Genomic DNA, 21900 nt, shown 5'->3' with positions numbered 1-21900 from the left:
GACTGCTCCCCGTGACGTCCCGTACCCCGCGCGACTCCAGGCTCCGACTTGTCCGCCCGCGACCCCTCGCCGCTGCCCTCCCCCTGACTTCTCAGGGCGGACACCAGGCCGTGACGAACCGGCGTACCCGCCCGGCCCCGAGGCCACCCGAGGGCACACCGCCCCCCGCGGAACTGGCCCGTCAGGCCAGGGCCGTGCTCGCCGACGCCGTACGGGTAGCACGCTGGGCCTCACCGTCCCTGCGCGGCGGAAAGTCCCACGTCGAGCCCGGCCGGGACGGCGCGCTCTCCGCAGCGGCCGTCCAACAGGCGTCCGCGGACCTGGACTTGACCCCGTCCCAGATTCGCGCGGGCTGGGACAGGGCCAGGCTCGCCGGCCTGATCGAACTCCACGGCGACCGCACGCGCCCCGGCTGGCGGCTGCGCGCCTGGGACCGTGACGACGCGGCCGTTCTGCGCGGCTGGGTCGCGCTCTTCGACGCCTGGTCGATCGTCCACCCCGCGCCCGACGGCATCACCGCCACCTCCGTCGCCGAGGTCGTGGAAGCCGTCCCCCAAGTGCTCTCCCTCCTCCAGCTCTCGGCCGGTCCCGTCCAGGTGCCGGCCCTGCTCGACCTGCTCGAACAGCGCGTCGCCGAGCTGCGCGAAGAGCGCTGCGAGGTGCCGTACGGCCCCGAGCCGCTCCCCGCCCCACCCCTGCCTCCCACCGTCCCTCTCCTCCCCCTCCTGAACTGGGCGCTGGAAGGCCAGGCGGCCGTGGGTGCCCTGACCCTCACTCCCGGACTCGCCACGCTCACCGCGCTCGGCAACTGGGCGGTGTGGGTGAAGCTCGAGCAGATCTGCGTGGCGGCGCAGAGCCCGGCCGGGAACATCGAGCAGTCCGCCGAGGACATGCTGCGCGGCTGCGCCCGCCTGACGCCGGGCCCGGCCCGCGCCGAGTACCGTGCCTGGCTCGCCGCCCGTACCGTCTCCAGCGCCGTGACCGAGCTCCTCGAAGCCGCCCGCGGCGAGGACGCGCTGCTGCGCGGACTCGCCTTCGAGGCGCTGCGGGTGGTCGGCGCGCCCGCGGAGTCCGGCGTACGGGCCGCCGCCGACGACAGCTCGCTGCGTCCGTACGCACTGCTGTGGCTGGCGGAGTACGAGGGCGCCGACCCCGAGGACGCGCACGAGATCCTCACCCGTGAGGAGTCGACGTGGCTGTGGGTGGACACGGCCGCTGCCGTGGCCGACCACGGGGAGACGCAGCTGCTGGTACGCCACCTGGACGCGGCCGTGCAGTCCACGGTGCCCGCACTCCTGGACGAGGTCCGCGCCATCGGTCACCCCCGCACGGTCCAGGTACTGGTCGCCCTGGCCGCGGCCCACCCGGACCCGGCCCTGGCGAAGGCGGTACGCCGAGCGGCGTTCCAGGTCCACACGGGCGGCATGTAGCCCGCCGCTGCGCGGGGCGGGCGCCGCCCGTGTCAGCCCCCGATCGCCGGGGTGTACGTCCCGAAGCTCCAGATGTTGCCCTCGGCATCCCGCGCCATGTAGTCACGCGAGCCATAGTCCTGATCGGTCGGCGGCATCAGAATCTCCACCCCGTGCTCAACGGCCCGCGCATGATGCGCGTCCACGTCCGTGACCACCACATACACACCGACCGGCCCCGCATTCGCCATCGCCTTGGCGAAGACGCCCTCCCGTCCGTGCGACCCCACCATCACCGCGCCATTGCCGTGCGCCAGCTCCGCATGCTCGACGTAACCGCTCTCACTCTCGTAGAGAGCCACCTCCCGGAAGCCGAAAGCCTCCTTCAGCAACTGGATGGCCGCCTTGGCGTCCTTGTAAAGAACCGTCGGGTAAATGCTCGGTGCACCGGCCATGCCGATCACCTCATTCTCTCGTCGGGTGTGACGTGGCTCTCAGTCTTGCATCGGCCACTGACAACGCCACCTTCAGCGTGCGCACTCCGGACGGGGCCGAACGGGGGACGCGGCCGCCCGGGCCCGCCGTGTCGGCCAGGCCCGGCGCCCGGCCCACCACGCCCGCAGCTACGTTCTGTGCCTGATCCATGGGCGGCGCCGCAAGGGGGATTCGTGACTGCCAGCAGGTCATTCGGCTCCCTCACCCCCCGCCCCCCGCGCCCCCGCCTCGCGCTCACCCTCGCCGCCGCGGCCCTCGCCCTGCCCCTGGTCACCGCCGCTCACCAGGCCAGACCCGCCCCGTACGGCGACCGGCTCACCGCCCACACCCCCACGGCCCGCCCCGACCCCGCCCTGCGGATCCGCGGCGAGGCGGTCGAGGCGTACGACAGGGCCAGCGGTCTCCGGCACTGGGCGCACGCCCGCGCGGGCCACCGCCCGCTCGCCCTGCGCCCCGCGCCCGGCCACGCCTTCGCCGTATGGAGCGACGGCCTGATCACTGACACCGCCCGCACCACCGGCCGTACGGTCCACTGGCACCGCGCCGTCCCGGGCCTCTCGCCCTGGCTGGCAGCCGCCGGCCAGGACCGCGCCGCCGGCGTCCTGCAACCCCTCGACCCCGCCGCCGGCATGCTCGCCGTCGTCACCCCGCAGCGCATCGCGGCGTACCGCACCGTGGACGGCGACCTGCGCTGGGTGCTGCCCGCCGAGCCCGGCTGCGCCTTCGACGCGCGCCGCACGGTCCGCAACGGCGGCGCGCTGCTGGTCGCGCAGCCCTGCGGCGCCGGCGCCTCCTGGACCGCAGAACTGGTCGCGGTAGACGATCTCGGCCGGATCGTGCCCGATCGCACACCGCTCGGCAACGCCCTGCCGGGCGAGGGAACCCGCGCCCGAAAAGTAGTTGCGGGCGACCGTTAGACTGGGTCTATGGCAACTCTCCTTGTGCATTAGACGGCGTCGAAGAAATCTCTCCGTCCGTCCCTTCCGCCGTCCATACTGCCCTGGAGTTTTTCCTTGATCACCGCCTCCGGCATCGAGCTGCGCGCCGGCGCCCGCCTCCTCATCGAGTCCGCCTCCTTCCGTATCGCCAAGGGCGACCGCATCGGCCTCGTCGGCCGCAACGGAGCGGGCAAGACGACTCTCACCAAGTGCCTGGCCGGTGAAGGCACCCCCGCCGGCGGCGCCATCACCCGCTCCGGCGAGGTCGGCTACCTCCCGCAGGACCCGCGCACCGGCGACCTCGACGTCCTCGCCCGCGACCGCATCCTCTCCGCCCGCGACCTCGACTCGGTCCTGCGCAAGATGCGCGAGAACGAGGAGCGCATGTCGAACGGACAGGGCGCCACCCGCGAAAAGGCGATGAAGAAGTACGAGCGCCTGGAGACGGAGTTCCTCACCAAGGGCGGTTACGCCGCCGAGGCAGAGGCCGCCACCATTGCCGCCGCGCTGGGCCTGCCCGACCGCGTGCTCGGCCAGCCGCTCCACACGCTCTCCGGTGGTCAGCGCCGCCGCGTCGAGCTGGCCCGCATCCTCTTCTCGGACGCCGACACCCTGCTCCTCGACGAGCCGACCAACCACCTCGACGCGGACTCGATCGTCTGGCTGCGGGACTACCTCAAGACGTACCGCGGCGGCTTCATCGTGATCTCCCACGACGTCGACCTTGTCGAGACGGTCGTCAACAAGGTCTTCTACCTGGACGCCAACCGCTCCCAGATCGACGTCTACAACATGGGCTGGAAGCTCTACCAGCAGCAGCGCGAGGCCGACGAGAAGCGCCGCAAGCGCGAGCGCCAGAACGCCGAGAAGAAGGCCTCGGCCCTCAACTCGCAGGCCGACAAGATGCGCGCCAAGGCCACCAAGACGGTCGCCGCGCAGAACATGGCCAAGCGCGCCGAGCGCCTGCTCTCCGGCCTCGAAGCGGTACGTGTCTCCGACAAGGTCGCCAAGCTGCGCTTCCCGGACCCCGCGCCCTGCGGCAAGACCCCGCTGATGGCGGAGGGCCTGTCCAAGTCGTACGGCTCGCTGGAGATCTTCACCGACGTCAACCTGGCCATCGACAAGGGCTCGCGCGTCGTCATCCTCGGCCTCAACGGCGCGGGCAAGACGACCCTGCTGCGCCTCCTCGGCGGCGCGGAGAAGCCCGACACGGGTGAGGTCATCGCGGGGCACGGCCTCAAGCTCGGGTACTACGCCCAGGAGCACGAGACGCTCGACCCGGAGCGCTCGGTCCTGGAGAACATGCGCTCGGCGGCGCCCGACCTCGACCTGGTCGCGGTCCGCAAGACGCTCGGCTCGTTCCTCTTCACCGGCGACGACGTCAACAAGCCGGCCGGAGTCCTCTCCGGCGGCGAGAAGACCCGCCTGGCGCTGGCGACGCTCGTCGTCTCGTCCGCGAACGTCCTGCTCCTCGACGAGCCGACGAACAACCTCGACCCGGCCAGCCGCGAGGAGATCCTGGGCGCCCTGCGCACGTACAAGGGCGCGGTCATCCTCGTCACGCACGACGAGGGCGCCGTCGACGCGCTGGAGCCGGAGCGGATCATCCTGCTGCCGGACGGGGTGGAGGACCTGTGGGGTCCGGACTACAAGGACCTCGTCGCCCTGGCCTGATTGCGGCCTGATCGCGGCCCGATCCCGGCCTGGTCCCGGCCTGATCCACTTCGGCTGGATCATTCGGCTTACAGGTGATCCTTCATCTGAGTGAGTGGCTCTCGTACCGCGGCGTGTCATGCACCGGATTGCGGCCCGTCCCTCGTGGGGCGGGCCCTTTGCGTTCCACTGATCCTTTTGGCGTCCTGACCTGCCGATTCCCTTCTGGCTCTGCCCGGGCGTACGACGGAAAGCCTGCGGAATTTCGGATTCCGATTGTGGCGTTCGGCCTCTGCCCGGCGAACGTTGTTGTACGGACCTTGCCGAATGGGTGGCCAGGAAGCCCGGAAGGGGTGATCATGAGAGTCCAGAGCGCACTTCCTTGAGGAGGCACGGGTGGCCGAGACTCTGAAGAAGGGCAGCCGGGTAACCGGCGCCGCGCGCGACAAGCTCGCGGCAGACCTGAAGAAGAAGTACGACTCCGGTGCGAGCATCCGGGCGTTGGCCGAAGAGACCGGCCGCTCCTACGGATTCGTACACCGGATGCTCAGCGAGTCCGGCGTCACGCTGCGGGGACGCGGCGGGGCGACACGAGGCAAGAAGGCCGCTACGGCCTGACCGCCTCGGGCGGGCCCGGCTCACCGGTTTTGGGGCGGTGGCCACCCGGTCGATCGCAGGATCGCCCGGGTGGTTACTGTGCAGTCACTTACTGATGCGGTTACTAGTGACTGCGCGACTGCCACCCGAACCGGAGGCGCCACATGGCTTCGCTCGACTCTGTGCTCGACAAGGACGGCGTACGACTCACCGTCGAGGACGCCGTTGCCACGGTGAGCCTGACCAATGCGGCAAAGCGCAACGCCCAGTCTCCCGCTCTGTGGCGGGCGTTGACAGAAGCCGGACGGTCTCTTCCGGGCAACGTGCGGGTCGTGGTGCTGCGCGGCGAGGGCAAGTCCTTCTCCGCCGGCCTGGACCGGCAGGCGTTCAGCCCCGAGGGCTTCGACGGTGAGCCCTCCTTCCTTGATCTCGCACGCGGCTCCGACGAAGACCTCGACGCGGTCATCGCCGAGTACCAGGACGCGTTCACCTGGTGGCGGCGCAGCGACCTCGTCACCATCGCCGCCGTACAGGGGCATGCCATCGGCGCCGGTTTCCAGCTCGCCCTGGCGTGCGACCTGCGGGTCGTCGCCGAGGACGTGCAGTTCGCCATGCGCGAGACCAGCCTCGGTCTCGTCCCCGACCTCACCGGTACGCACCCGCTGACCGGCCTCGTCGGTTACGCCCGCGCACTGGAGATCTGCGCCACCGGACGCTTCGTCCACGCGGCGGAGGCCGAGCGTATCGGCCTGGCCAACCTTGTCGTGCCCACCGAAGAACTCGACGGCGCGGTACGGGACTTGGCGGGCGCACTGCTGGCCGCGCCGCGCGACGCGGTGATCGAGACCAAGGCGCTGCTCCAGGGTGCGGCCTCGCGGACGTACGAGGAGCAGCGCATCGCGGAGCGCGCCGCCCAGGGCCGCAGGCTGCGCGACCTCGCGGGCCTCGGCGACTGATTCACTCCACGCGGGTCACCAGGACGGTCACCGTTGGCCGGCCGTCCTGGGACGCCGCGACCGCCCTGCGTACGGCGATGGCGACCGCCAGCGCGCGGTGGCCCGCCGCCGTCGCCAGCTCGACCTGTACGTGGCCGTCGCCCATCCGGACAGGGGCGCCGAGGGTGTGGGTCAGGCGCGCCACGCCGGCGACGGACGTCGCGGCCGCGGCCGCGCGCGCGGCCCAGTCGCCATCCTGCGGCCCGCCCTGACTTTCCTCCGGCCGTGCGGAGCCGGCGTCGGCGGCGTCGTCGTATGCCTCTTCGAATCCGTCGCCGCCTGCCTCGTCCGGCGGAGTGGTCGCGACGGGTTCCTGCCCCGCTTCCACCAGGTCCGTCACTCGCAGATCCACGGCCGTGACCGCGAGTCCCAGCCGCGCCGAAGCCGCCTCCCGCAGTGCGATGCGCAGCCGCTCCGCCCGGTGCGGCAGCGGCTCGCCCCCCGCCGTGGCAATGAAGTCCGCCTCGATACGCAGCGGCCCGGGCGGCAGCGCGCCCGGCGGCGGGGGAACGGCGGGCGCGGCAGCCGTGCCCGGGTCGGCGAGACCGATGCGCAGCGGCCCCAGACCGACACCGGCGACCTGCGCCGCCGCCTGCCGCAGAACCGAATCGGCCGCCTTCTCCGCAAGCCACGCGCCGTCCGAGGCCTCGCCCAGAGGCAGCAGCCTGCCCAGGCCGAGTCGTTGCCGTACCGCCCTGGTCAATCCGTCAGGTGCCATTGCTCCAGACTGCCGCATCCCCGGCGCGAGATCGGGCAACCGCACCTAATGTGGGCAGTGGAGTCCAGTACCGCCCGGAAAGGGACGAACGGCTATGACTGAGACCACGCAGCGCGACCGGCCCGACAACCCGCCCGACAAGGGGTCGTCCGGCGACGAGACGCGAAAGCCCTCCATGAGGAAGCGGGGCGGCGGTGATCCCGGCTCCCGGGGGCGTACGACCATCGCCGACGGCGTGGTCGAGAAGATCGCCGGCCTCGCGGCCCGCGACGTACTCGGTGTGCACGCCATGGGCAGTGGTCTCTCCCGCACCTTCGGGGCCGTTCGCGACCGGGTGCCGGGCGGCGCGAAGTCCGTCAGCCGGGGCGTGAAGGCCGAGGTCGGCGAGGTGCAGACCGCCCTCGACCTGGAAATCGTTGTCGAGTACGGGGTGTCGATCGCCGATGTCGCCCGTGCGGTTCGGGAGAACGTCGTATCGGCGGTGGAACGCATGACGGGCCTCGAAGTCGTCGAGGTCAATATCGCGGTCAGCGATGTGAAGCTGCCCGACGAGGAAGAGGACGAGCCGGAGCCACGTCTCCAGTAGAGGGAGCAGCACCATGAGCATGGCGGTGGTCGGCCTTGCGGCCGGTATGGCGCTCGGATTCGCCGGATACTTCGGCGGTTTCGGAGCATTTCTGTTGGTGGCGGCGCTGGGCGCGATCGGCTTCGTAGTGGGCAAGTTCGCCGACGGCGACCTCGAACCGGGCGACTTCTTCCGCGTGGGTGAGCGCGGCGGCCGGCCGAGGTGACTCCCGCGATGGCCGCCGGTCAGGTCGAGGCCGCCGAGCGCGGCGCGACCCGGATCGCCGACCGGGTCGTCGCGAAGATCGCCGCCCGGTCGGCGCGCGAGGCGCTCGGAAAGGTGCCGGAGGGCGGCAAGCCGCCGCGCGCGACAGTGACCGTGCATCACGACAAGGCGCGGGTGCGGGTCATTCTCGAACTCGGCTACCCCTCCGACATCGGCGCTCAGTGCGGTGCGGTGCGCCGTGAAGTCACCCGGGGAGTCAGCACGTTGGCGGGAATGGAAGTGTCCGAGGTGGCGGTTCAGGTCGAGCGGCTGCACTCGGCGCAGGCCCGTCACGGGGAGCGAGGGAGGATCCGATGAGCGAACCCGCCAGTGACGACAGCGGGCGCACGCAGCGGCTTCCCATCATCGAACGCGAGCGGGGCGATGTGTCCGCACCTGGGCGCGAGCCGGTACCGACCCTCCAGGAGGATGACAGCGGGAGAGCCGGACGCTTCTGGTCAGCCCGCCGGGTGCCGGCCGCGCTGGTCGCCCTGGTGGTGCTCGGCGGCGCAGGCCTCCTGCTGTACGACGTCGCGGCCGTACGGGCCGGACACCCCGCGATGCGGTGGCGCCGCGAGCTGGCGGACGGCCTCGCGACGCGGCCCCTCGACGACGTGTGGGTGCTGGTCGGCGCGGGCGTCGCGGCGGCGCTGGGCCTGTGGCTGCTGCTCTTCGCCGTAACTCCCGGGCTGCGCGCGATTCTGCCGATGCGGCGTACGTCGGCCGATGTACGGGCCGGGCTCGACCGTTCGGCCGCCGCGATGATGCTCCGCGACCGGGCCATGGAAGTGTCTGGAGTGCAGTCCGTACGGGTGCGCGTCGGGCGCTCCAGAGTGCGGGTGCGGGCCATGTCCCACTTCCGTGAACTCGACGACGTACGCGCCGACTTGGACGCGGCGCTCACTGCCGGGATCCGGCAGCTCGGACTGGCCGGGCGGCCGGGTCTGTCCGTGCGCGTCGACCGGCCGGTCAAGAAGGGGTGACGGGGCGATGCCCAAGAAGGTCAACCGTGTCCTGCTCGGGCTCTCGGGTCTGGTGCTGCTCGCCGTCGGGGGAGGGGTCCTCGCCACCGGGCTGGGGATGTCCGTACCGTCGTGGTGGCCGTTCGACGGGCGTGACGATGTGCTGCTGAGCAAGGCGGACCGGATGCGGTGGCGGGGTGAGGGGTGGTGGTGGCCGGTGGTCATCGCGGTCCTCGCCGTGCTGGTGCTGCTGGCGCTGTGGTGGCTGCTGACCCAGCTGCGCCGGCACCGGCTCGCGGAAGTGCTGGTCGACAGCCGTGACGGTGAGGGGGCGGTGCTGCGGGGGCGGGCGCTGGAGCATGCGCTGGCGGGGGAGGCGCAGACGCTGGACGGGGTGGAGCGGGCGCACGTCACGCTGACGGGCCGGCGGGAGGCGCCCAAGGCGCGGGTCGCGCTGCTCCTCGCGCCCCACGCGGAACCGGCCGAGACCCTGTCCGGGCTCACGCACGGGGCGCTGGCCCAGGGGCGGGATTCCGCAGGCCTGGACTCCCTCCCGGCGGAGGTCCGCCTTCGCGAGGTGAAGCACGGGGCACGGCGGGTGAGTTGAGCGGCGCCGCGATGTGCGGGCAGCGCGTTGCACCAGGGGAACTGGGGCGCTGCCCCAGACCCCGCTCCTCAATCGCCGGAGGGGCTGGATGGTGCCCGCTAAGGGTGCAGATTCAGCCTGTCCGGCGTTTGAGGACACGCCCGTAGGGAGTCATCAGAAGCCGTGACGCGCGCCGCCGTCGACCGGGAGCATGATGCCCGTCAGGTACGACGCCGCCGGGGACAGCAGGAACGCCGCCGCCTTGCCGAACTCCTCCGGCCTCCCATAGCGCCGCAGCGGAATACCCGACTCGTTGGCCGCACGCGCAGCATCCGCGTCGCCGGACAGCGCGTCCAGCTGCCGCACCCGGTCCGTGTCGATCCGCGCCGGGAGCAGGCCGACCACCCGGATGCCCCGGGGGCCAAGGTCGTCGGAGAGCGACTTCGCGAAGCCCGCCAGGCCCGGCCGCAGGCCGTTGGAGATGGTGAGCCCGTGGATCGGTTCGTGGACCGAGCCGGACAGGACGAAGCCGATGACGCCGCCCTCGGAGAGCTCCGCCGCCGCCGCACGGGCCAGCCGTACCGCCCCGAGGAAGACGGATTCGAAAGCCGCCCGCCACTGCTCGTCCGTGTTTTCGGCTGCGACGCCCGGCGCCGGGCCGCCGACGCTGATCAGGATGCCGTCGAAGCGCCCGAAGTGCGCCCGGGCGGCGCCGATCAGACGCTCCGCCGACGCCGGGTCGGCATTGTCGGCGGCGACAGCGACAGCGTTCGGCCCGAGCTCCGCCGCGGCGTCGGCCACCGCCTTCTCGTCCCGGCCGCTCACCACGACCTTCGCGCCGTCTGCCGTCAACTGCCGCGCCGAGGCGAAGCCGAGCCCGCGGCTGGCCCCCGTGACGACGTACACCCGGTCCTTCAGTTCAAGATCCATGGGGCCATCCTGCCGCCTCTTCCCCGCCGAGAGCGACCGCGGACCCCACAAGTCCGATATGACTGAATGCCTGGGGGAAGTTGCCGAGCTGCCGCCCGGTGGCCGGGTCGTACTCCTCGGAGAGCAGCCCCACGTCGTTGCGCAGCGTCAGCAGCCGCTCGAAGAGCTCCCGGGCCTCCTTCGTGCGCCCCGTCAGCCGCAGCGCGTCGACGAGCCAGAAGGAGCAGGCCAGAAACGTTCCTTCGTCGCCGGGCAGACCGTCCACCGTGAGGCCGTCCGCGCTGTAGCGGCGGATGAAGCCGCCACGGCCGAGCTCGGCCTGCACCGCGTCGACCGTCCCCACGACCCGCGGATCGTCCGGCGTCAGGAAGCCGACCCGGGGGATGAGGAGCGTGGCGGCGTCCAGTTCGGCGGAGCCGTAGTACTGCGTGAAGGTGTTGCGCTCGGGGTCGTACCCCTTCTCGCAGACCTCCCGGTGCACCTCGTCGCGCATCGCCCGCCACCGGTCCGCGTCGCCGCGCAGCGTCGGGTCGTCCTCCAGGGCGTGTACGGCGCGGTCGGCCGCGACCCACGCCATCACCTTGGAGTGCACGAAGTGCCGGCGCGGGCCCCGGACCTCCCACAGGCCTTCGTCCGGCTCGCGCCAGTTGGACTCCAGGAAGCCGAGCAGGCTGAGCTGAAGGTTCCAGGCGTGCGGCTTCGGGCGCAGGCCCCACGCTCTGGCCAGATGGAGGGTGTCGATGACCTCTCCGTACACATCGAGCTGGAGCTGCTTGACGGCCGCGTTGCCGGTACGGACGGGCTTGGACCCCTCGTACCCGCTCAGCCACGGCAGTTCCGTCTCGGGCAGCCGCCGCTCGCCGGAGAGGCCGTACATGATCTGGAGGTCGGCCGGGTCGCCCGCGACCGCCCGCAGCAGCCAGTCGCGCCAGGCTGCCGCCTCGGCGATGTAGCCGGAGGCGACGAGCGCGCCGAGGGTGAGGGTGGCGTCGCGCAGCCAGCAGTAGCGGTAGTCCCAGTTGCGTACGCCGCCGATCTCCTCCGGGAGCGAGGTGGTGGGGGAGGCGACGATGCCGCCGGTCGGGGCGTATGTGAGTGCCTTGAGGGTGATGAGCGAGCGCACCACGGCCTCGCGGTAGGGGCCTTCGTAGCAGCAGAGGGCGGCCCAGTCCTCCCAGTCCTGGAGGCTGTGTTCCAGTCCCTCGTACGGGTCGGTGAAAGCCGGCTGCGGCTCGTGCGACGGATGCCAAGTTAGGACGAATGCCACCTTTTCGCCCTCGGCTACGGTGAAGGACGAGAAGGTGGTGTACTGCTGGCCCCAGCTCTTCACACGGTCCGCAGGATCACAGCGCAGCCAGACGGCGTCCGGGCCCGCGACGGCCACCCGGTGTCCGCTCGTGCGCCGCATCCACGGCACGATGTTGCCGTAGTCGAAGCGCAGCCGGAGCGTGGAGCGCATCGTCACCTCGCCGGAGAGACCCTCCACGATCCGTACGACATCGGGGGCCTTGTCGCGTTGGGGCATGAAGTCGGTGACCTTGACCTTGCCGGAGCGGGTCTCCCAGACCGAGTCGAGGATGAGGCTGTTGCCGCGGTACGAGCGGCGCAAGCAGGCGCCCGCGCCCGCGGGGGCCATGCGCCAGTGGCCGTTCTCCTCGTCACCGAGCAGTGCGGCGAAGCAAGCGGCCGAGTCGAAGCGGGGCAGGCAGAGCCAGTCGATCGAACCGTCTTTGCCGACCAGGGCCGCGGTCTGGAGGTCCCCGATGAGCGCGTAGTCCTCGATGCGTTGGGTCACGCAGACTCGTGTTCCCGCACTGGCGTGGCATTAAGCCGCCATGAGCGGTGCCGGTGCCGGTGCTGGTGCTGGTGCCGGTGGCGCGCCGGGTCAGGCGTCTGCCGTGGCAGGTTCCGCCGGTGCCGCGTCGAGGGTCCCGGCGGCCTCCGCGCGGTCGCGCCGTACGAGAACGACCCAGCCGAACGGCAGCGCGGCGGCGAACAGCCACCACTGCACAGCGTATGCCATGTGCGGGCCGATGGAGTCGGTGTCGGGATCGGGCACGAGCTCCGGCTTCGGCCCCGCGGGGACGGGCTCGGTCTGCTCGATGTAGCCGCCGAGGACGGGCCGCGAAAGTGTCTTCGCCTGCTGCTCGCTGTTGATCAGCATGACCTGCCGGGGCGGCAGACCGCTCAGGTCCTTGATGCCGCTGCCCGCCGTCGTCTCGTCGGCCTTGAGGCGTCCGGTGACGGTGACTTCGCCCTTGGGTGCGGCCGGGATCTTGGGGAACGCCTGCTGGTCGGCGTCGAAGGGAATCCAGCCGCGGTTGACGAGAACGGTGCGGCCGTCGTCCATGATCAGCGGGGTGAGGACGTGATAGCCGACCTTGTCGTCGGCGTTGGTCCTGCGGCGTACGACGACTTCACGCGCGGTGTCGTACGTGCCGGTGGCGGTCACCCGGCGCCAGTAGTCGGCGCGCGGAACGGTGTGTCCGGGGGAGGTGATGTCGCCGACCGGGAGGGGCTTCGCCCTGAGGTTTCCGGAGATCAGCTTGTTCTGCGCGACCCGGTGCTCGTGACGGTGCAGCTGCCAGAAGCCCAGCTCGACCATCGTGGGAATGAGGACGAGCATCAGGAGGGTGAGGATCACCCACTGCCGGGACAACAGGAAGCGGTACACGTCCCTGACGTTACCTGGCGCGCGGCGATCCCCGGCGGGTGGGTCCGGGTGGGCACCCGCCGGGGCGAGCCCGCGTCAGACCTTGTCGACGATGCCCACCTTCCCCTCCGCGCGTGCGCAGTGGGCGCTGCAGTACCAGCGGCCCTCCGCTTCCACTCCCTGTCCGATGATCTGGACTCGGCAGTGCTCGCAGATGGGCGCCATCCGGTGGATGGCGCAGGAGAAGCAGTCGAAGACGTGTACCGCGCCCTGCGCGTGCACTTCGAATGACATGCCGTAGTCATTTCCACACACTTCACAACGTGCCATGCGCCACAGGGTGGGACGGCGGGCGGCGGCAGGGCGAGTGGTCGGCGGGCGAGTCGCGCACCAATCACCCGTCTGCCGCGACTCACGGCCCGGGGCTCATCGGCCCTCGGCCGGAGACACGTCCCGCAGGAGCTGGGTGAAGGCGGCCTCGTCGACGACCGGGGTGCCGAAGGACTTGGCCTTGACGGTTTTGGACGTGGCCGAGTCGGGGTCGTTCGTCACGAGCAGACTCGTGAGCCGGGACACGCTCGTCGCGATGTGCAGTCCCGCTTCGACCGCCCGGTCCTCCAGCAGTTCGCGGTCCACGGACGTATCACCCGAAAATGCCACCCTCATGCCCTGCTTGAGTAGTTTGCCCGGTTCGTACCGCCCGGGGTTCGGGTACGGGCACGCCGGCCGCTTGCGCGACGGCCGCCAGCTTCCGCCGCCCCCGCCCCGGTACGACGCCTGGTAACCCACCCGCGGCTTGGCGGGTGAGTCCGACCACTCGGTGAGCGGCAGGCATTCGAGCAGCGGCAGCCGTACGCCGCCCTGCGCGGCCGCGTGCAGGCTCGGGCGGAACGCCTCGGCGAGCACGCGCGCGTCGTCGAGGGCGTGGTGCGCACGCTGCTGTACGACGCCGAAGTGCGCGGCCAGCGACTCCAGCTTGTGGTTGGGCAGGGGCAGTCGAAGCTCCTTGGAGAGCGCGATGGTGCACAGCCGCTGCTGAACGGGCGCGGTGCGCTGGGCGCGCGCGTACTCCCGGGCGATCATCGACCAGTCGAACATGGCGTTGTGCGCGACGAGCACGCGGCCGTCAAGCCGCTCGGAGAATTCGGCCGCGATGTCCGGGAACAGCGGGGCGTCCACGAGCACATCGCTGGTGAGGCCGTGAATCCAGACGGGGCCGGGGTCACGCTCCGGGTTGACCAGCGTGTACCAGTGGTCCTCGACGTTCCCCCGGTAGTCCAGCCGGTAGACGGCAGCGGAGATTATCCGGTCGTCGCGCGCGAGTCCGGTGGTCTCCACGTCGACGACCGCGTACCCCTGGGGGTAGGCGGTCGGCCACGCTGCTGGCGCTGCTGCTGTCTGGCGGTCGTCGAGCATGGTCACAGAGAATACGGGCCGGGACTGACAGTCCCCTATTCGCCCAGGCCCTGGCACAGGTCCGGGCTCAGCTCCGCCACCAGATCTCCGGCGGTGACCCGCTCGAATCCGGGGTGCCCGTCGACCGGTCCGGGGAAGAGGCGGTAGACCGTGCCGGTCGCCCCTCCGGGCGCGGCCGGGCCGTGCACCTGGGCGAGCAGCAGCCGCCCGCCCTCCGGTGAAGAGCCGGTCTCGTCCGGGGTGTTGAGGGCGGACACCCGGGCGGCGAAGGACTGCGGGTCCTCGTCGGGGCGCAGGTGGTACGTCCACGGCTCACCGTCCCGCCGCAGCACGCTGACCACGCGCGTGCGCGCGGCCGCGTGCCAGACGGCGAGGTCCCACAGGGTCGTCCGGCTTCCGGAGCGGAAGTACGCGGACAGGTCGCGGCCGATCCTGCCGAGGTCCCCGGTGTGCGAGCGGATGCTCTGGAAGCCTGCGGCCGACGGAAGATGGAGGTCCGTCCACAGTGCCTCGCGGGTCCTCAGGTCGACCAGCATCGGCACACAGACGAGTGACTCTCCGGCCAGGTCGAAGCGCTGACGGACGGTGCGCGGGTGGTACGAGGAGTCGCGCGGGCGGTCGGAGTGGAGCTCCATGAAGCCCGCGAAGGCGTCGAGCAGCTCGTCGAAGGCCACGTTGTTGAAGCTGAAGACGACCGGCATCGCGTACACCGCGCCGCTGGCGGCGAGCGCGGGCAGGTTCAGATCGACGTACTCGGTCGCGCCGTCGGGTGCGGGCGCCGATGTGAGGTCGCCGGAGTGGACGGCGGCCCGGTCGGCGTGCACCAGGTTCGTGTAGTCGCAGAGCGCGGTGAACTTCCACTCCGCGTCGAAGAACGCGACCGACAGGTCGAGGTCGACGCGGGTGCCCGCAGGCTGGGTCCAGTGCAGGAACAGCCGCAGGATGTCGCCGTCGGGCAGCGGCTGCGTGCTCCCCCTCGGTACGGCGACGAGCGTCTTCGCGGAGGCGTGCTCGGCGAACGGGACGGTGAGGTCCGCGAGACCGTGGTCGATCACAGCGTGGTCGTACGGTTCGCGGCCGCCGAGTCGCCTGAGCACCTCGGCCTCCAGGAGCGCGCAGGCCTGCTCGGTCAGCGTGCGCGGCAGCGGCGCACGGCTGTCGTCCTGTACGAAAGCGTGGGTGACCTCCCCGCGCGGGAAGAACACCCGCCGCCCGCCGGGGCGGTGGCGTACGCGCAGCGAGCCGAGCGCGGAGAGCAGCGGCCCCACGCCCGCCCTGGGCAGGGCGTGCGCCAGGGCTTCGGCGAGCTCCGTGGGCAGCGCCTCCTCCCCGTACAGCCGCAGGACGTGGTCGAGGCGGCGCAGCAGCTCGCCCGGGCGCCGGCGCAACAGGCTCACGGCGGTGGACAGCTCCCGCTCGGCCAGGGCGACCTCGAGCTGGCTGTTCCAGGTGACGGCGCGCAACCGGTCGCCCTCCGCCTTCACCCACTGAGGGTGTTCGGCGGCGAGGTCCAGCAGCTCGGGGAAGGCCGTGGTGTCGGTCTCGCGGAGCACGGCGAAGGCGAGCGTGACCTTGGGGTGGCGGGTGTGCTGCTCGTACGGGTGGAGGCTTTCGGCGGCGCGCTTCCAGACGCGCGGGTGGCGCCCGAGGTCCTCGATGAGCGAGGCGAGGTGCAGTCCGTCGAGGACGGAGAGGAGTTCGCGGCGCAGTGCGCGGGAGAGGCTGCGAAAGCGCGGCGGCTTCAGCAGGGCCGCGGAGCCTGAGGAGTGTACGGCGAGGAGACGGAGCACGTCGGTGGCGGTGGTGAGCCGTTCGCGCAGCAGCGGGCGCACGGCGGCCGTGGTGCGGGGGTCGCGGAGCAGGGTGCCGAGGACGAGCGCCTTGGTCTCGCGTACGGGAATGTCGTCCGGCAGCCAGCCGAGGTCCACCGGCGCATGCTGGAGCAGTACGGACAGGTCTTCGTTGTCCTGCGCGGAGAGCGGGGTGAGGCGGGCCGTCAACAGGCGTGCCTGGGCGGCGGTTTCGGCGGCCCGGTCGGTGCCGAGGATGAGGAGCCGCAGCGTACGGGCCGGGGCTTCGCTTCGGCGGCCGGTGGGTCGGACGGGGCGCAGGAACGGGTCGTCGCGGGGGATCCTGCGGTGGCAGATCGGGCAGCCGGAGTAGTCGGATCCGTCCCAGCAGCCGCGGCACACCAGGTGCGCGCAGGGGGACACCGGGTAAACGCTGCCGACCGCGCCGCACAACACGCAGGGCTGCTCCGGAAGCTGGAGGAGCAGGCTGAACACGCGGTCCACGAAGAGCCGGCCGGTGTCGGCCGGGGTGGAGAGCGGGAAGCGCTGGAAGAGCGGGGTGTGGGTGCGGTTGGAGCCGAGGAGATCGTCGATCTGGGCCAGCAGCCGACGGCCTGCCTGGGCGAGGTCGAGGTGGTCCAGTGCGGCGAACGCGGCGTGCAGCGGCGCGGTGAACGCATAGCCGCGATCGAGGAGTTCGGTCTCCAGGACCACCAGGCGGGGAGCGGTGAGCGGGTCCTTGAAGGACGCCGGGGGGTGGTCGAGATGGACAGTCTGGGTGCGTCGGAGCAGCACGGACTGAAGGGTGGGCATGGGGCCTTTCCGCGGGTGAACAGCGAAGAGGGGGGCGGAGAGTGGGCGCGCTACGGTCGTCGGAGGATGAGAAGGAAGCGCGCGGCGGAGCCGCCCCCGCTGTGGTGATTCTAGGCAGGAGTCCGGCGGCGGTTCCAGCGATTTAATTCGGTCTGCTGTCCGGGGTGAGCAGCGCGCTCGCCAGGGCGCGTACGGATGTGGTGAACAGCTTCTCGGGATCGGCCGGCCGGGCCAGTGCGCGGGCGAGAGCCGGGTCGTGCTCGGCGGTGACGGGGGACCACAGGTCGCCCTCGCCGGGGGACTGCACGGGGGCGCGTTCACGGTTGCGCTCGACCAGCAGGAAGCCGACGACCTGGAACTGGACGGCGCGTACCGCTTCCGCTGCCCGGGCGCCGCGCAGGCCCGCCGCGTGCACCTCGTGGACCAGGGCCTGCTGGGCGGGGAGAAACATCCGTTCCGTCAGGCCGCGTTCGTGGACCATCGCGATCAGGTGCGGGCGGGCGCGCAGTTCGCGGCGGAGGGTTCGGGCGACGGAGACGACGCGGTCGGCGGGGGTGCGGCCGCGCGGGGTGATGGCTCCCATCTCCTCGACGGTCCGCTCGACGAGTGCGTCCAGGAGCGACTCGCGGTTGCCGACGTGCCAGTAGATCGAGGTGACCGCCGTACCCAGCTCGGCGGCGAGCTTGCGCATGGTGAGGGAGGCGGGGCCGTGCTGTTTGACGAGCGCGGCGGCGGCTTCCAGGACCTCTTCGCGGGTCAGGGCGGTGCGTGGCATGTGGCACCCCAATTCTCGTGCGTGCACGGCTATTTACCCTTCAGCGCCCTCGGTGTAACTGTGTTACAGGCTACCGAGCTGCAGGCTGCCGACGAGAGCGAAAGCGAAAGGCGGTATGACATGGCACGCGTACGGTACGGCGCGCGGACCGAGGCCGAGATCACGGCGGCGCGCGCATCTGTCTCCAAGCTCCCCGACATCTGGTCCACCGGTGTGGTGGCCGTCTGGGAGAGCGACCTGGACGCGGTGGCGGCCGTACTGCCGCCGCCGCTCAAGCCCGCCGAGCGGCCGCTCGTACGGGCCAACATCAGCAAGGTCGACCTGCCCGGCTACCCGCTGGGCGCGGGTTCGGTGGCGGTCGCCGCGGTCCACGACGGGGTCACCGGCTGGTACCCCCTCGTCATGCCGATGACCCACGAACGGGCCCTGATCGGCGGCCGCGAGGTCTTCGGTGAGCCGAAGAAGCTGGGCGAGGTGACCGTCGACCGCGACGGCCTTGTCGTACGGGCGGCACTCGCCCGGCACGGCATCGCCTTCGTCGAAGTGCGGGGCGCGGTGGAAGGCACGCTGCCGCTGCCCGAACCGGCGGAGAAGGTCGACTTCTACTTCAAGTTCCTGCCGGCGGTGGACGGCCGTGGCTTCGACGCCGACCCCGTCCTCGTGCACTGCGTCCGCAACGAGAAGGTGCGCAAGCTGGAGCGGATCGCGGGCGATGTGGTGCTGCGCGAGTCGATGTACGACCCGGTCGCCGATCTGCCCGTACGCCGCATCATGGAGATCACCATCGGCGAGAAGACCACCGACCAGAAGGGCAGGGTGGTGGAACGGGTGAGCGCCCAGGCGCTGCTCCCGTACATCCACCAGCGCTACGACGACCCGCAGCAGATCCTCGACGGCCCGCCGGAAGGGAGCGCCGTCTGATGCGGCTGCGTCAGGGGCAGGTCGCCGTCGTCACGGGCGCGGCGAGCGGCATCGGGCTGGCGATGGTCCGGCGGTTCGCGGCCGAGGGGCTCAAGGTCGTACTCGCTGATGTGGAGGAAGTCGCGCTGGAGAAGGCCGCTTCCGAACTCCGGGCGGAGGGCGCGCAGGTGCTCGCACGTGTCGTCGACGTCAGCGAACGGGAGTCCGTCACCGCGCTCGCTGACGCGGCGTACGACACCTTCGGCGCGGTGCACGTGCTGTGCAACAACGCGGGGGTCGGCTCCGGCGCGGAGGGACGCATGTGGGAGCACGAACCGAACGACTGGAAATGGGCGTTCGCGGTGAACGTGTGGGGCGTGTTCCACGGCATCCAGGCGTTCGTTCCACGGATGCTCGCGGGCGGTGAACCCGGGCACGTCGTCAACACGTCGTCGGGCGACGGCGGAATAGCCCCGCTGCCGACCGCGTCCGTGTACGCGGTCACCAAGGCGGCCGTCGTGACGATGACCGAGTCGCTGTACGCACACTTGCGGGCGGAGAGCGTTCCCGTGAGCGCGTCGGTGCTGTTCCCCGGACCGCACATGCTCCGCACGGGGCTGTGGGAGTCGCACCGGAACCGGCCCGCGCGCTACGCCAAGGAACGGCCGCGCAGGGCGCCGTACCGCAGCCTCGGGCAATGGGAGACGGCGATGAAAGCGGCGGGGCACGAGATCGAGTTCACGCCCGTCGAGGATGTCGCCGAGACCGTCGTGGAGGGGATCACCGCAGACCGTTTCTGGATGCTGCCGGCGAGCGAGCACAGCGACCGGCAGATCCGCGCGAGGGCGCAGTCGATGCTCGACCGCGCCAATCCGTCGTATCTGGAGAGCTTCATTCTCGACTGAGGGGGACATGCGATGACAGAACAGAGCGACCCGTACCTGATCATCTCCTCCGACTGCCACGCCGGTCTGCCGACCGAGCAGTACCGGCCCTACCTGGACAGCGCCTTCCACCGCGACTTCGACGAATTCCTCGGGCAGCGCGACGCCCGCCGCGAGGAGATGACGCGCCTCGGCGTACGCAACGAAGCCTTCGCCGCCAAGTGGTTCCACGACAACGAGGAGGGGCTGCGCGGCGGCTGGGACACCGCCCAGCGCCTCAAAGAACTCGACGGCGACGGGGTGGCCGCCGAGGTCGTCTTCCCCGACGCCGATGCCGTCGACAGCCAGACCGCCGCACCCTTCGGCGTCGGCCTCGGCCTCTCCGGCGACCAGGACCCCACCCTGGGCATGGCGGGCGCGCAGGCGCACAACCGGTGGCTCGCCGAGTTCGTTTCCCAGAACCCCGAACGGCATTGCGGCGTAGCGCTCCTGCCCATAACTGGCGAGGTGGAGCAAGTCGTCGCGGAGATCCACCGGGCCAAGGAGTCCGGGCTCGGCGCGCTGATGATCCCCTCGATGTGGGTCGACAGGCCGCCGTACCACGACCGCCGTTACGACCCGGTGTGGGCGGCGGCGGCCGAGACGCGCATGCCGATCGTGACCCACTCGGGCGCCGCGCCGCGCCACGAGTACGGCGACCACCTGGGCATCTACGTCTCCGAGGTCACATGGTGGCCCGCCAGGCCGCTGTGGTTCCTGCTCTGGTCGGGCGTCTTCGAACGCCACCCCGCTCTGAAGTTCGGTGTGGCGGAGTCCGGCTGCTGGTGGCTGCCGAACCAGCTGTGGTTCATGGACCGTCTGTACCTGGGCGCGCACGGAGGCAAGAAGCTGTCGCCGTTCGCGGAGCTGAAGCGGCCGCCGAGCGAGTACCTGGACCGGCAGGTCTTCATCTGCGCCACCAACACCAAGCGCCGCGAACTCGCCCAGCGCTACGAGATCGGCGTGGACAACATCCTGTGGGGCAGCGACTTCCCGCACCCCGAGGGCACCTGGCCCGACACGCGCGCGTGGCTGAAGCGCACCTTCCACGACATCCCCGTCAGCGAGACCCGCCGCATCCTGGGCCTGGCGGCGGCCGAGGTCTTCGGCTTCGACACGGCGAAGCTCGCCCCGCTCGCCCGGCGCATCGGCCCGACGCCGCGGGAACTGGGCCAGCCGGACGACCAGCCGGCGGTCGAGGCGTCCTGGGCGCGGTCGCGCGAGGTGGGCCGCCACTGGCTGACCGACCACGACTTCCCGCAGCTGGGAGTTTCGCCATGACCGACGACCGCTACACCGTCATCTCAGCGGACTGCCACGCGGGCGCCGATCTCCTCGACTACAAGCCGTACTTGGAGAAGAGGCACCACGACGACTTCGACGCCTGGGCGGCGACGTACGTCAATCCGTACGAGGACCTCCTCGCCGACACCGCCGACCGCAACTGGAACTCCGCGCGCCGCCTCGCCGAGCTGGAGGCGGACGGCATTGTGGCCGAGGTCGTCTTCCCGAACACGATCCCGCCCTTCTTCCCCACCGCCTCCCTCATGGCCCCCGCCCCGTCGAAGGCGGAGTACGAGCAACGCTGGGCGGGCCTGCGCGCCCACAACCGCTGGCTGACCGACTTCTGCGATGCCGCACCGGGGCGTCGCGCGGGAGTCGCGCAGATCCTCCTCAACGACGTGGACGAGGCGGTGCGCGAGATCCGGCGGATCAAGGACGCGGGCCTCACCGGAGGAATCCTCCTGCCGGGGGCACCGCCGGGTTCCGGCATACCGGAGCTCTACTCGCAGACGTACGATCCGATCTGGGCGGTGTGCGAGGAGCTGGAGGTACCGGTCAATCACCACGGCGGGTCCGCGTCCCCGCCGCTCGGTGACGAGCCGGCCGCCCGCGCCGTCTTCATGGTGGAGACGACATGGTTCTCGCACCGGGCCCTGTGGCACCTGACGTTCGGCGGCGCGTTCCGCCGCCACCCCGGCCTGAAGCTGGTTCTCACCGAACAGGGCTCGGGCTGGATCCCCGGCGTGATCGAGATGCTGGACTACTACCACTCCCGACTGGTGGCGGCGGCGACCCGTGCCGCCACGGCCGAGTCGAAATTCGGCGCGGGACTGGCGGCTTCGATGGGCAGCAGTCCTGGTGAGGTCTGGCGCGACAACTGCTACGTCGGCGCGAGCTTCATGCGCCCGCACGAGGTGCCGCTGCGCGACCGGATCGGCCTCGACAAGATCATGTGGGGCAGCGACTATCCGCACGACGAAGGGACGGCGCCGTACTCCCGTGAGGGTCTGCGGATCGCTTACGCCGGACTGCCGCGCGAGGAGATCGCGAGCATGGTCGGCGGGAACGCGGCCCGCGTGTACGGCTTCGACCTCGTCCTCCTCGATCCGATCGCGGCGAAAGTCGGCCCCAGTGTGGACGAGATCCACGAGCCCCTCACCGATGTCCCGCCCGACGCGACGAGTCCGGCCTTCGCGCCGGGCGGGTCGGTACGCGTCTGGTGACGGCACGGGTG

General features: G+C 71.2%; 23 protein-coding genes. 14 read left to right on the top strand and 9 right to left on the bottom strand.

Annotation, left to right across the window (positions count from 1 at the left end):
• Window positions 1-110: 110 nt before the first annotated feature.
• Complete coding sequence (locus J7E89_RS03665) at window positions 111-1430, top strand: hypothetical protein (RefSeq protein ID WP_308315317.1); 1320 nt, start codon at window positions 111-113, stop codon at window positions 1428-1430.
• 32 nt (window positions 1431-1462) lie between these two features.
• Here the strand turns inward: J7E89_RS03665 and J7E89_RS03660 are convergent, their stop codons facing one another.
• Window positions 1463-1864 (bottom strand): VOC family protein, encoded by a 402-nt coding sequence (locus J7E89_RS03660; RefSeq protein WP_214968236.1) that lies wholly within the window; start codon window positions 1862-1864, stop codon window positions 1463-1465.
• A 213-nt stretch (window positions 1865-2077) separates the two neighbouring features.
• Here J7E89_RS03660 and J7E89_RS03655 point away from each other — a divergent pair, with 213 nt between their 5' ends.
• From J7E89_RS03655 to J7E89_RS03640, 4 genes are all read left to right on the top strand, one after another.
• Entirely contained in the window at window positions 2078-2821 is a 744-nt protein-coding gene (locus J7E89_RS03655; RefSeq protein WP_308315316.1) for a hypothetical protein, read from the top strand.
• A gap of 96 nt (window positions 2822-2917) precedes the next feature.
• Entirely contained in the window at window positions 2918-4516 is a 1599-nt protein-coding gene (locus J7E89_RS03650) for an ABC-F family ATP-binding cassette domain-containing protein (protein WP_214968234.1), read from the top strand.
• Between the two features lie 375 nt (window positions 4517-4891).
• Window positions 4892-5113 carry a helix-turn-helix domain-containing protein gene (locus J7E89_RS03645; protein ID WP_018518904.1) on the top strand — a complete coding sequence of 74 codons (222 nt, stop codon included), beginning with the start codon at window positions 4892-4894 and terminating at the stop codon, window positions 5111-5113.
• Window positions 5114-5256: 143 nt separating this feature from the next.
• Window positions 5257-6048, top strand: coding sequence for an enoyl-CoA hydratase/isomerase family protein (locus J7E89_RS03640; protein WP_214968232.1), 792 nt, complete (start codon window positions 5257-5259; stop codon window positions 6046-6048).
• 1 nt (window position 6049) lies between these two features.
• Here the strand turns inward: J7E89_RS03640 and J7E89_RS03635 are convergent, their stop codons facing one another.
• The gene (locus J7E89_RS03635; RefSeq protein WP_251060059.1) at window positions 6050-6805 is read right to left on the bottom strand and encodes a hypothetical protein; all 756 of its coding nucleotides are present in this window, start codon (window positions 6803-6805) and stop codon (window positions 6050-6052) included.
• Between the two features lie 94 nt (window positions 6806-6899).
• Here J7E89_RS03635 and J7E89_RS03630 point away from each other — a divergent pair, with 94 nt between their 5' ends.
• The 5 genes from J7E89_RS03630 to amaP are packed head-to-tail and all read left to right on the top strand — an operon-like array spanning window position 6900 to window position 9203.
• Complete coding sequence (locus J7E89_RS03630; RefSeq protein WP_214968230.1) at window positions 6900-7391, top strand: Asp23/Gls24 family envelope stress response protein; 492 nt, start codon at window positions 6900-6902, stop codon at window positions 7389-7391.
• A gap of 13 nt (window positions 7392-7404) precedes the next feature.
• The gene (locus J7E89_RS03625) at window positions 7405-7596 is read left to right on the top strand and encodes a hypothetical protein (protein ID WP_214968228.1); all 192 of its coding nucleotides are present in this window, start codon (window positions 7405-7407) and stop codon (window positions 7594-7596) included.
• Window positions 7597-7604: 8 nt separating this feature from the next.
• Window positions 7605-7952: a hypothetical protein gene (locus J7E89_RS03620; RefSeq protein ID WP_214968225.1), complete on the top strand. Its 348-nt coding sequence runs from the start codon at window positions 7605-7607 to the stop codon at window positions 7950-7952.
• Complete coding sequence (locus tag J7E89_RS03615) at window positions 7949-8617, top strand: DUF6286 domain-containing protein (protein WP_214968223.1); 669 nt, start codon at window positions 7949-7951, stop codon at window positions 8615-8617. The genes J7E89_RS03620 and J7E89_RS03615 overlap by 4 nt, the downstream gene beginning before the upstream one ends.
• Before the next feature lie 7 nt (window positions 8618-8624).
• Window positions 8625-9203 carry an alkaline shock response membrane anchor protein AmaP gene (amaP, locus tag J7E89_RS03610; RefSeq protein WP_214968220.1) on the top strand — a complete coding sequence of 193 codons (579 nt, stop codon included), beginning with the start codon at window positions 8625-8627 and terminating at the stop codon, window positions 9201-9203.
• Between the two features lie 153 nt (window positions 9204-9356).
• Here amaP and J7E89_RS03605 read toward each other — a convergent pair whose 3' ends face one another.
• From J7E89_RS03605 to J7E89_RS03575, 7 genes are all read right to left on the bottom strand, one after another.
• The gene (locus tag J7E89_RS03605) at window positions 9357-10112 is read right to left on the bottom strand and encodes an SDR family oxidoreductase (protein ID WP_214968219.1); all 756 of its coding nucleotides are present in this window, start codon (window positions 10110-10112) and stop codon (window positions 9357-9359) included.
• Window positions 10102-11907, bottom strand: coding sequence for a glycoside hydrolase family 15 protein (locus J7E89_RS03600; protein ID WP_214968216.1), 1806 nt, complete (start codon window positions 11905-11907; stop codon window positions 10102-10104). The genes J7E89_RS03605 and J7E89_RS03600 overlap by 11 nt, the downstream gene beginning before the upstream one ends.
• 90 nt (window positions 11908-11997) lie before the next feature.
• A complete protein-coding gene (locus J7E89_RS03595) occupies window positions 11998-12786 on the bottom strand; it encodes an SURF1 family protein (protein ID WP_214968214.1) in 789 nt (262 codons plus the stop codon).
• Between the two features lie 75 nt (window positions 12787-12861).
• Entirely contained in the window at window positions 12862-13095 is a 234-nt protein-coding gene (locus J7E89_RS03590) for a hypothetical protein (RefSeq protein ID WP_214968212.1), read from the bottom strand.
• 96 nt (window positions 13096-13191) lie between these two features.
• Window positions 13192-14187, bottom strand: a complete 996-nt coding sequence (locus J7E89_RS03585) for a DEDDh family exonuclease (RefSeq protein WP_214968211.1) — start codon at window positions 14185-14187, stop codon at window positions 13192-13194.
• A gap of 29 nt (window positions 14188-14216) precedes the next feature.
• Complete coding sequence (locus J7E89_RS03580; RefSeq protein WP_214968208.1) at window positions 14217-16784, bottom strand: MXAN_6230/SCO0854 family RING domain-containing protein; 2568 nt, start codon at window positions 16782-16784, stop codon at window positions 14217-14219.
• A 142-nt stretch (window positions 16785-16926) separates the two neighbouring features.
• Entirely contained in the window at window positions 16927-17559 is a 633-nt protein-coding gene (locus J7E89_RS03575; protein WP_214968206.1) for a TetR/AcrR family transcriptional regulator, read from the bottom strand.
• A gap of 120 nt (window positions 17560-17679) precedes the next feature.
• On the opposite strand from J7E89_RS03575, the gene J7E89_RS03570 reads away from it, so the two are divergent.
• From J7E89_RS03570 to J7E89_RS03555, 4 genes are read left to right on the top strand one after another with little or no spacing between them, the layout of a single operon-like run.
• Window positions 17680-18480 carry an acetoacetate decarboxylase family protein gene (locus J7E89_RS03570; RefSeq protein ID WP_214968204.1) on the top strand — a complete coding sequence of 267 codons (801 nt, stop codon included), beginning with the start codon at window positions 17680-17682 and terminating at the stop codon, window positions 18478-18480.
• Window positions 18480-19364, top strand: a complete 885-nt coding sequence (locus tag J7E89_RS03565; RefSeq protein ID WP_214968202.1) for an SDR family NAD(P)-dependent oxidoreductase — start codon at window positions 18480-18482, stop codon at window positions 19362-19364. The genes J7E89_RS03570 and J7E89_RS03565 overlap by 1 nt, the downstream gene beginning before the upstream one ends.
• 12 nt (window positions 19365-19376) lie before the next feature.
• The gene (locus tag J7E89_RS03560) at window positions 19377-20663 is read left to right on the top strand and encodes an amidohydrolase family protein (protein ID WP_214968200.1); all 1287 of its coding nucleotides are present in this window, start codon (window positions 19377-19379) and stop codon (window positions 20661-20663) included.
• Entirely contained in the window at window positions 20660-21889 is a 1230-nt protein-coding gene (locus tag J7E89_RS03555) for an amidohydrolase family protein (protein ID WP_214968198.1), read from the top strand. Before J7E89_RS03560 ends, J7E89_RS03555 begins: the two co-directional genes overlap by 4 nt.
• Window positions 21890-21900: the final 11 nt, after the last annotated feature.

This window comes from Streptomyces sp. ISL-100 (assembly GCF_018614615.1).
Classification (GTDB): Bacteria; Actinomycetota; Actinomycetes; order Streptomycetales; family Streptomycetaceae; genus Streptomyces.
The sequence above is the reverse complement of the archived record's forward strand: the minus strand, read 5'-3'. Positions and strand labels throughout refer to the sequence as shown.

Bases quoted from the DNA above. Each gene is read 5' to 3' on its own strand.
- J7E89_RS03620 (WP_214968225.1), top strand. From the start codon at position 7,605: ATGGCCGCCGGTCAGGTCGAGGCCGCCGAGCGCGGCGCGACCCGGATC.
- J7E89_RS03560 (WP_214968200.1), top strand. From the start codon at position 19,377: ATGACAGAACAGAGCGACCCGTACCTGATCATCTCCTCCGACTGCCAC.
- J7E89_RS03615 (WP_214968223.1), top strand. From the start codon at position 7,949: ATGAGCGAACCCGCCAGTGACGACAGCGGGCGCACGCAGCGGCTTCCC.
- J7E89_RS03625 (WP_214968228.1), top strand. From the start codon at position 7,405: ATGAGCATGGCGGTGGTCGGCCTTGCGGCCGGTATGGCGCTCGGATTC.
- J7E89_RS03570 (WP_214968204.1), top strand. From the start codon at position 17,680: ATGGCACGCGTACGGTACGGCGCGCGGACCGAGGCCGAGATCACGGCG.
- J7E89_RS03575 (WP_214968206.1), bottom strand. From the start codon at position 17,559: ATGCCACGCACCGCCCTGACCCGCGAAGAGGTCCTGGAAGCCGCCGCC.
- J7E89_RS03590 (WP_214968212.1), bottom strand. From the start codon at position 13,095: ATGGCACGTTGTGAAGTGTGTGGAAATGACTACGGCATGTCATTCGAA.
- J7E89_RS03580 (WP_214968208.1), bottom strand. From the start codon at position 16,784: ATGCCCACCCTTCAGTCCGTGCTGCTCCGACGCACCCAGACTGTCCAT.
- J7E89_RS03630 (WP_214968230.1), top strand. From the start codon at position 6,900: ATGACTGAGACCACGCAGCGCGACCGGCCCGACAACCCGCCCGACAAG.
- J7E89_RS03555 (WP_214968198.1), top strand. From the start codon at position 20,660: ATGACCGACGACCGCTACACCGTCATCTCAGCGGACTGCCACGCGGGC.
- J7E89_RS03640 (WP_214968232.1), top strand. From the start codon at position 5,257: ATGGCTTCGCTCGACTCTGTGCTCGACAAGGACGGCGTACGACTCACC.
- J7E89_RS03635 (WP_251060059.1), bottom strand. From the start codon at position 6,805: ATGGCACCTGACGGATTGACCAGGGCGGTACGGCAACGACTCGGCCTG.
- J7E89_RS03605 (WP_214968219.1), bottom strand. From the start codon at position 10,112: ATGGATCTTGAACTGAAGGACCGGGTGTACGTCGTCACGGGGGCCAGC.
- J7E89_RS03660 (WP_214968236.1), bottom strand. From the start codon at position 1,864: ATGGCCGGTGCACCGAGCATTTACCCGACGGTTCTTTACAAGGACGCC.
- amaP (WP_214968220.1), top strand. From the start codon at position 8,625: ATGCCCAAGAAGGTCAACCGTGTCCTGCTCGGGCTCTCGGGTCTGGTG.
- J7E89_RS03565 (WP_214968202.1), top strand. From the start codon at position 18,480: ATGCGGCTGCGTCAGGGGCAGGTCGCCGTCGTCACGGGCGCGGCGAGC.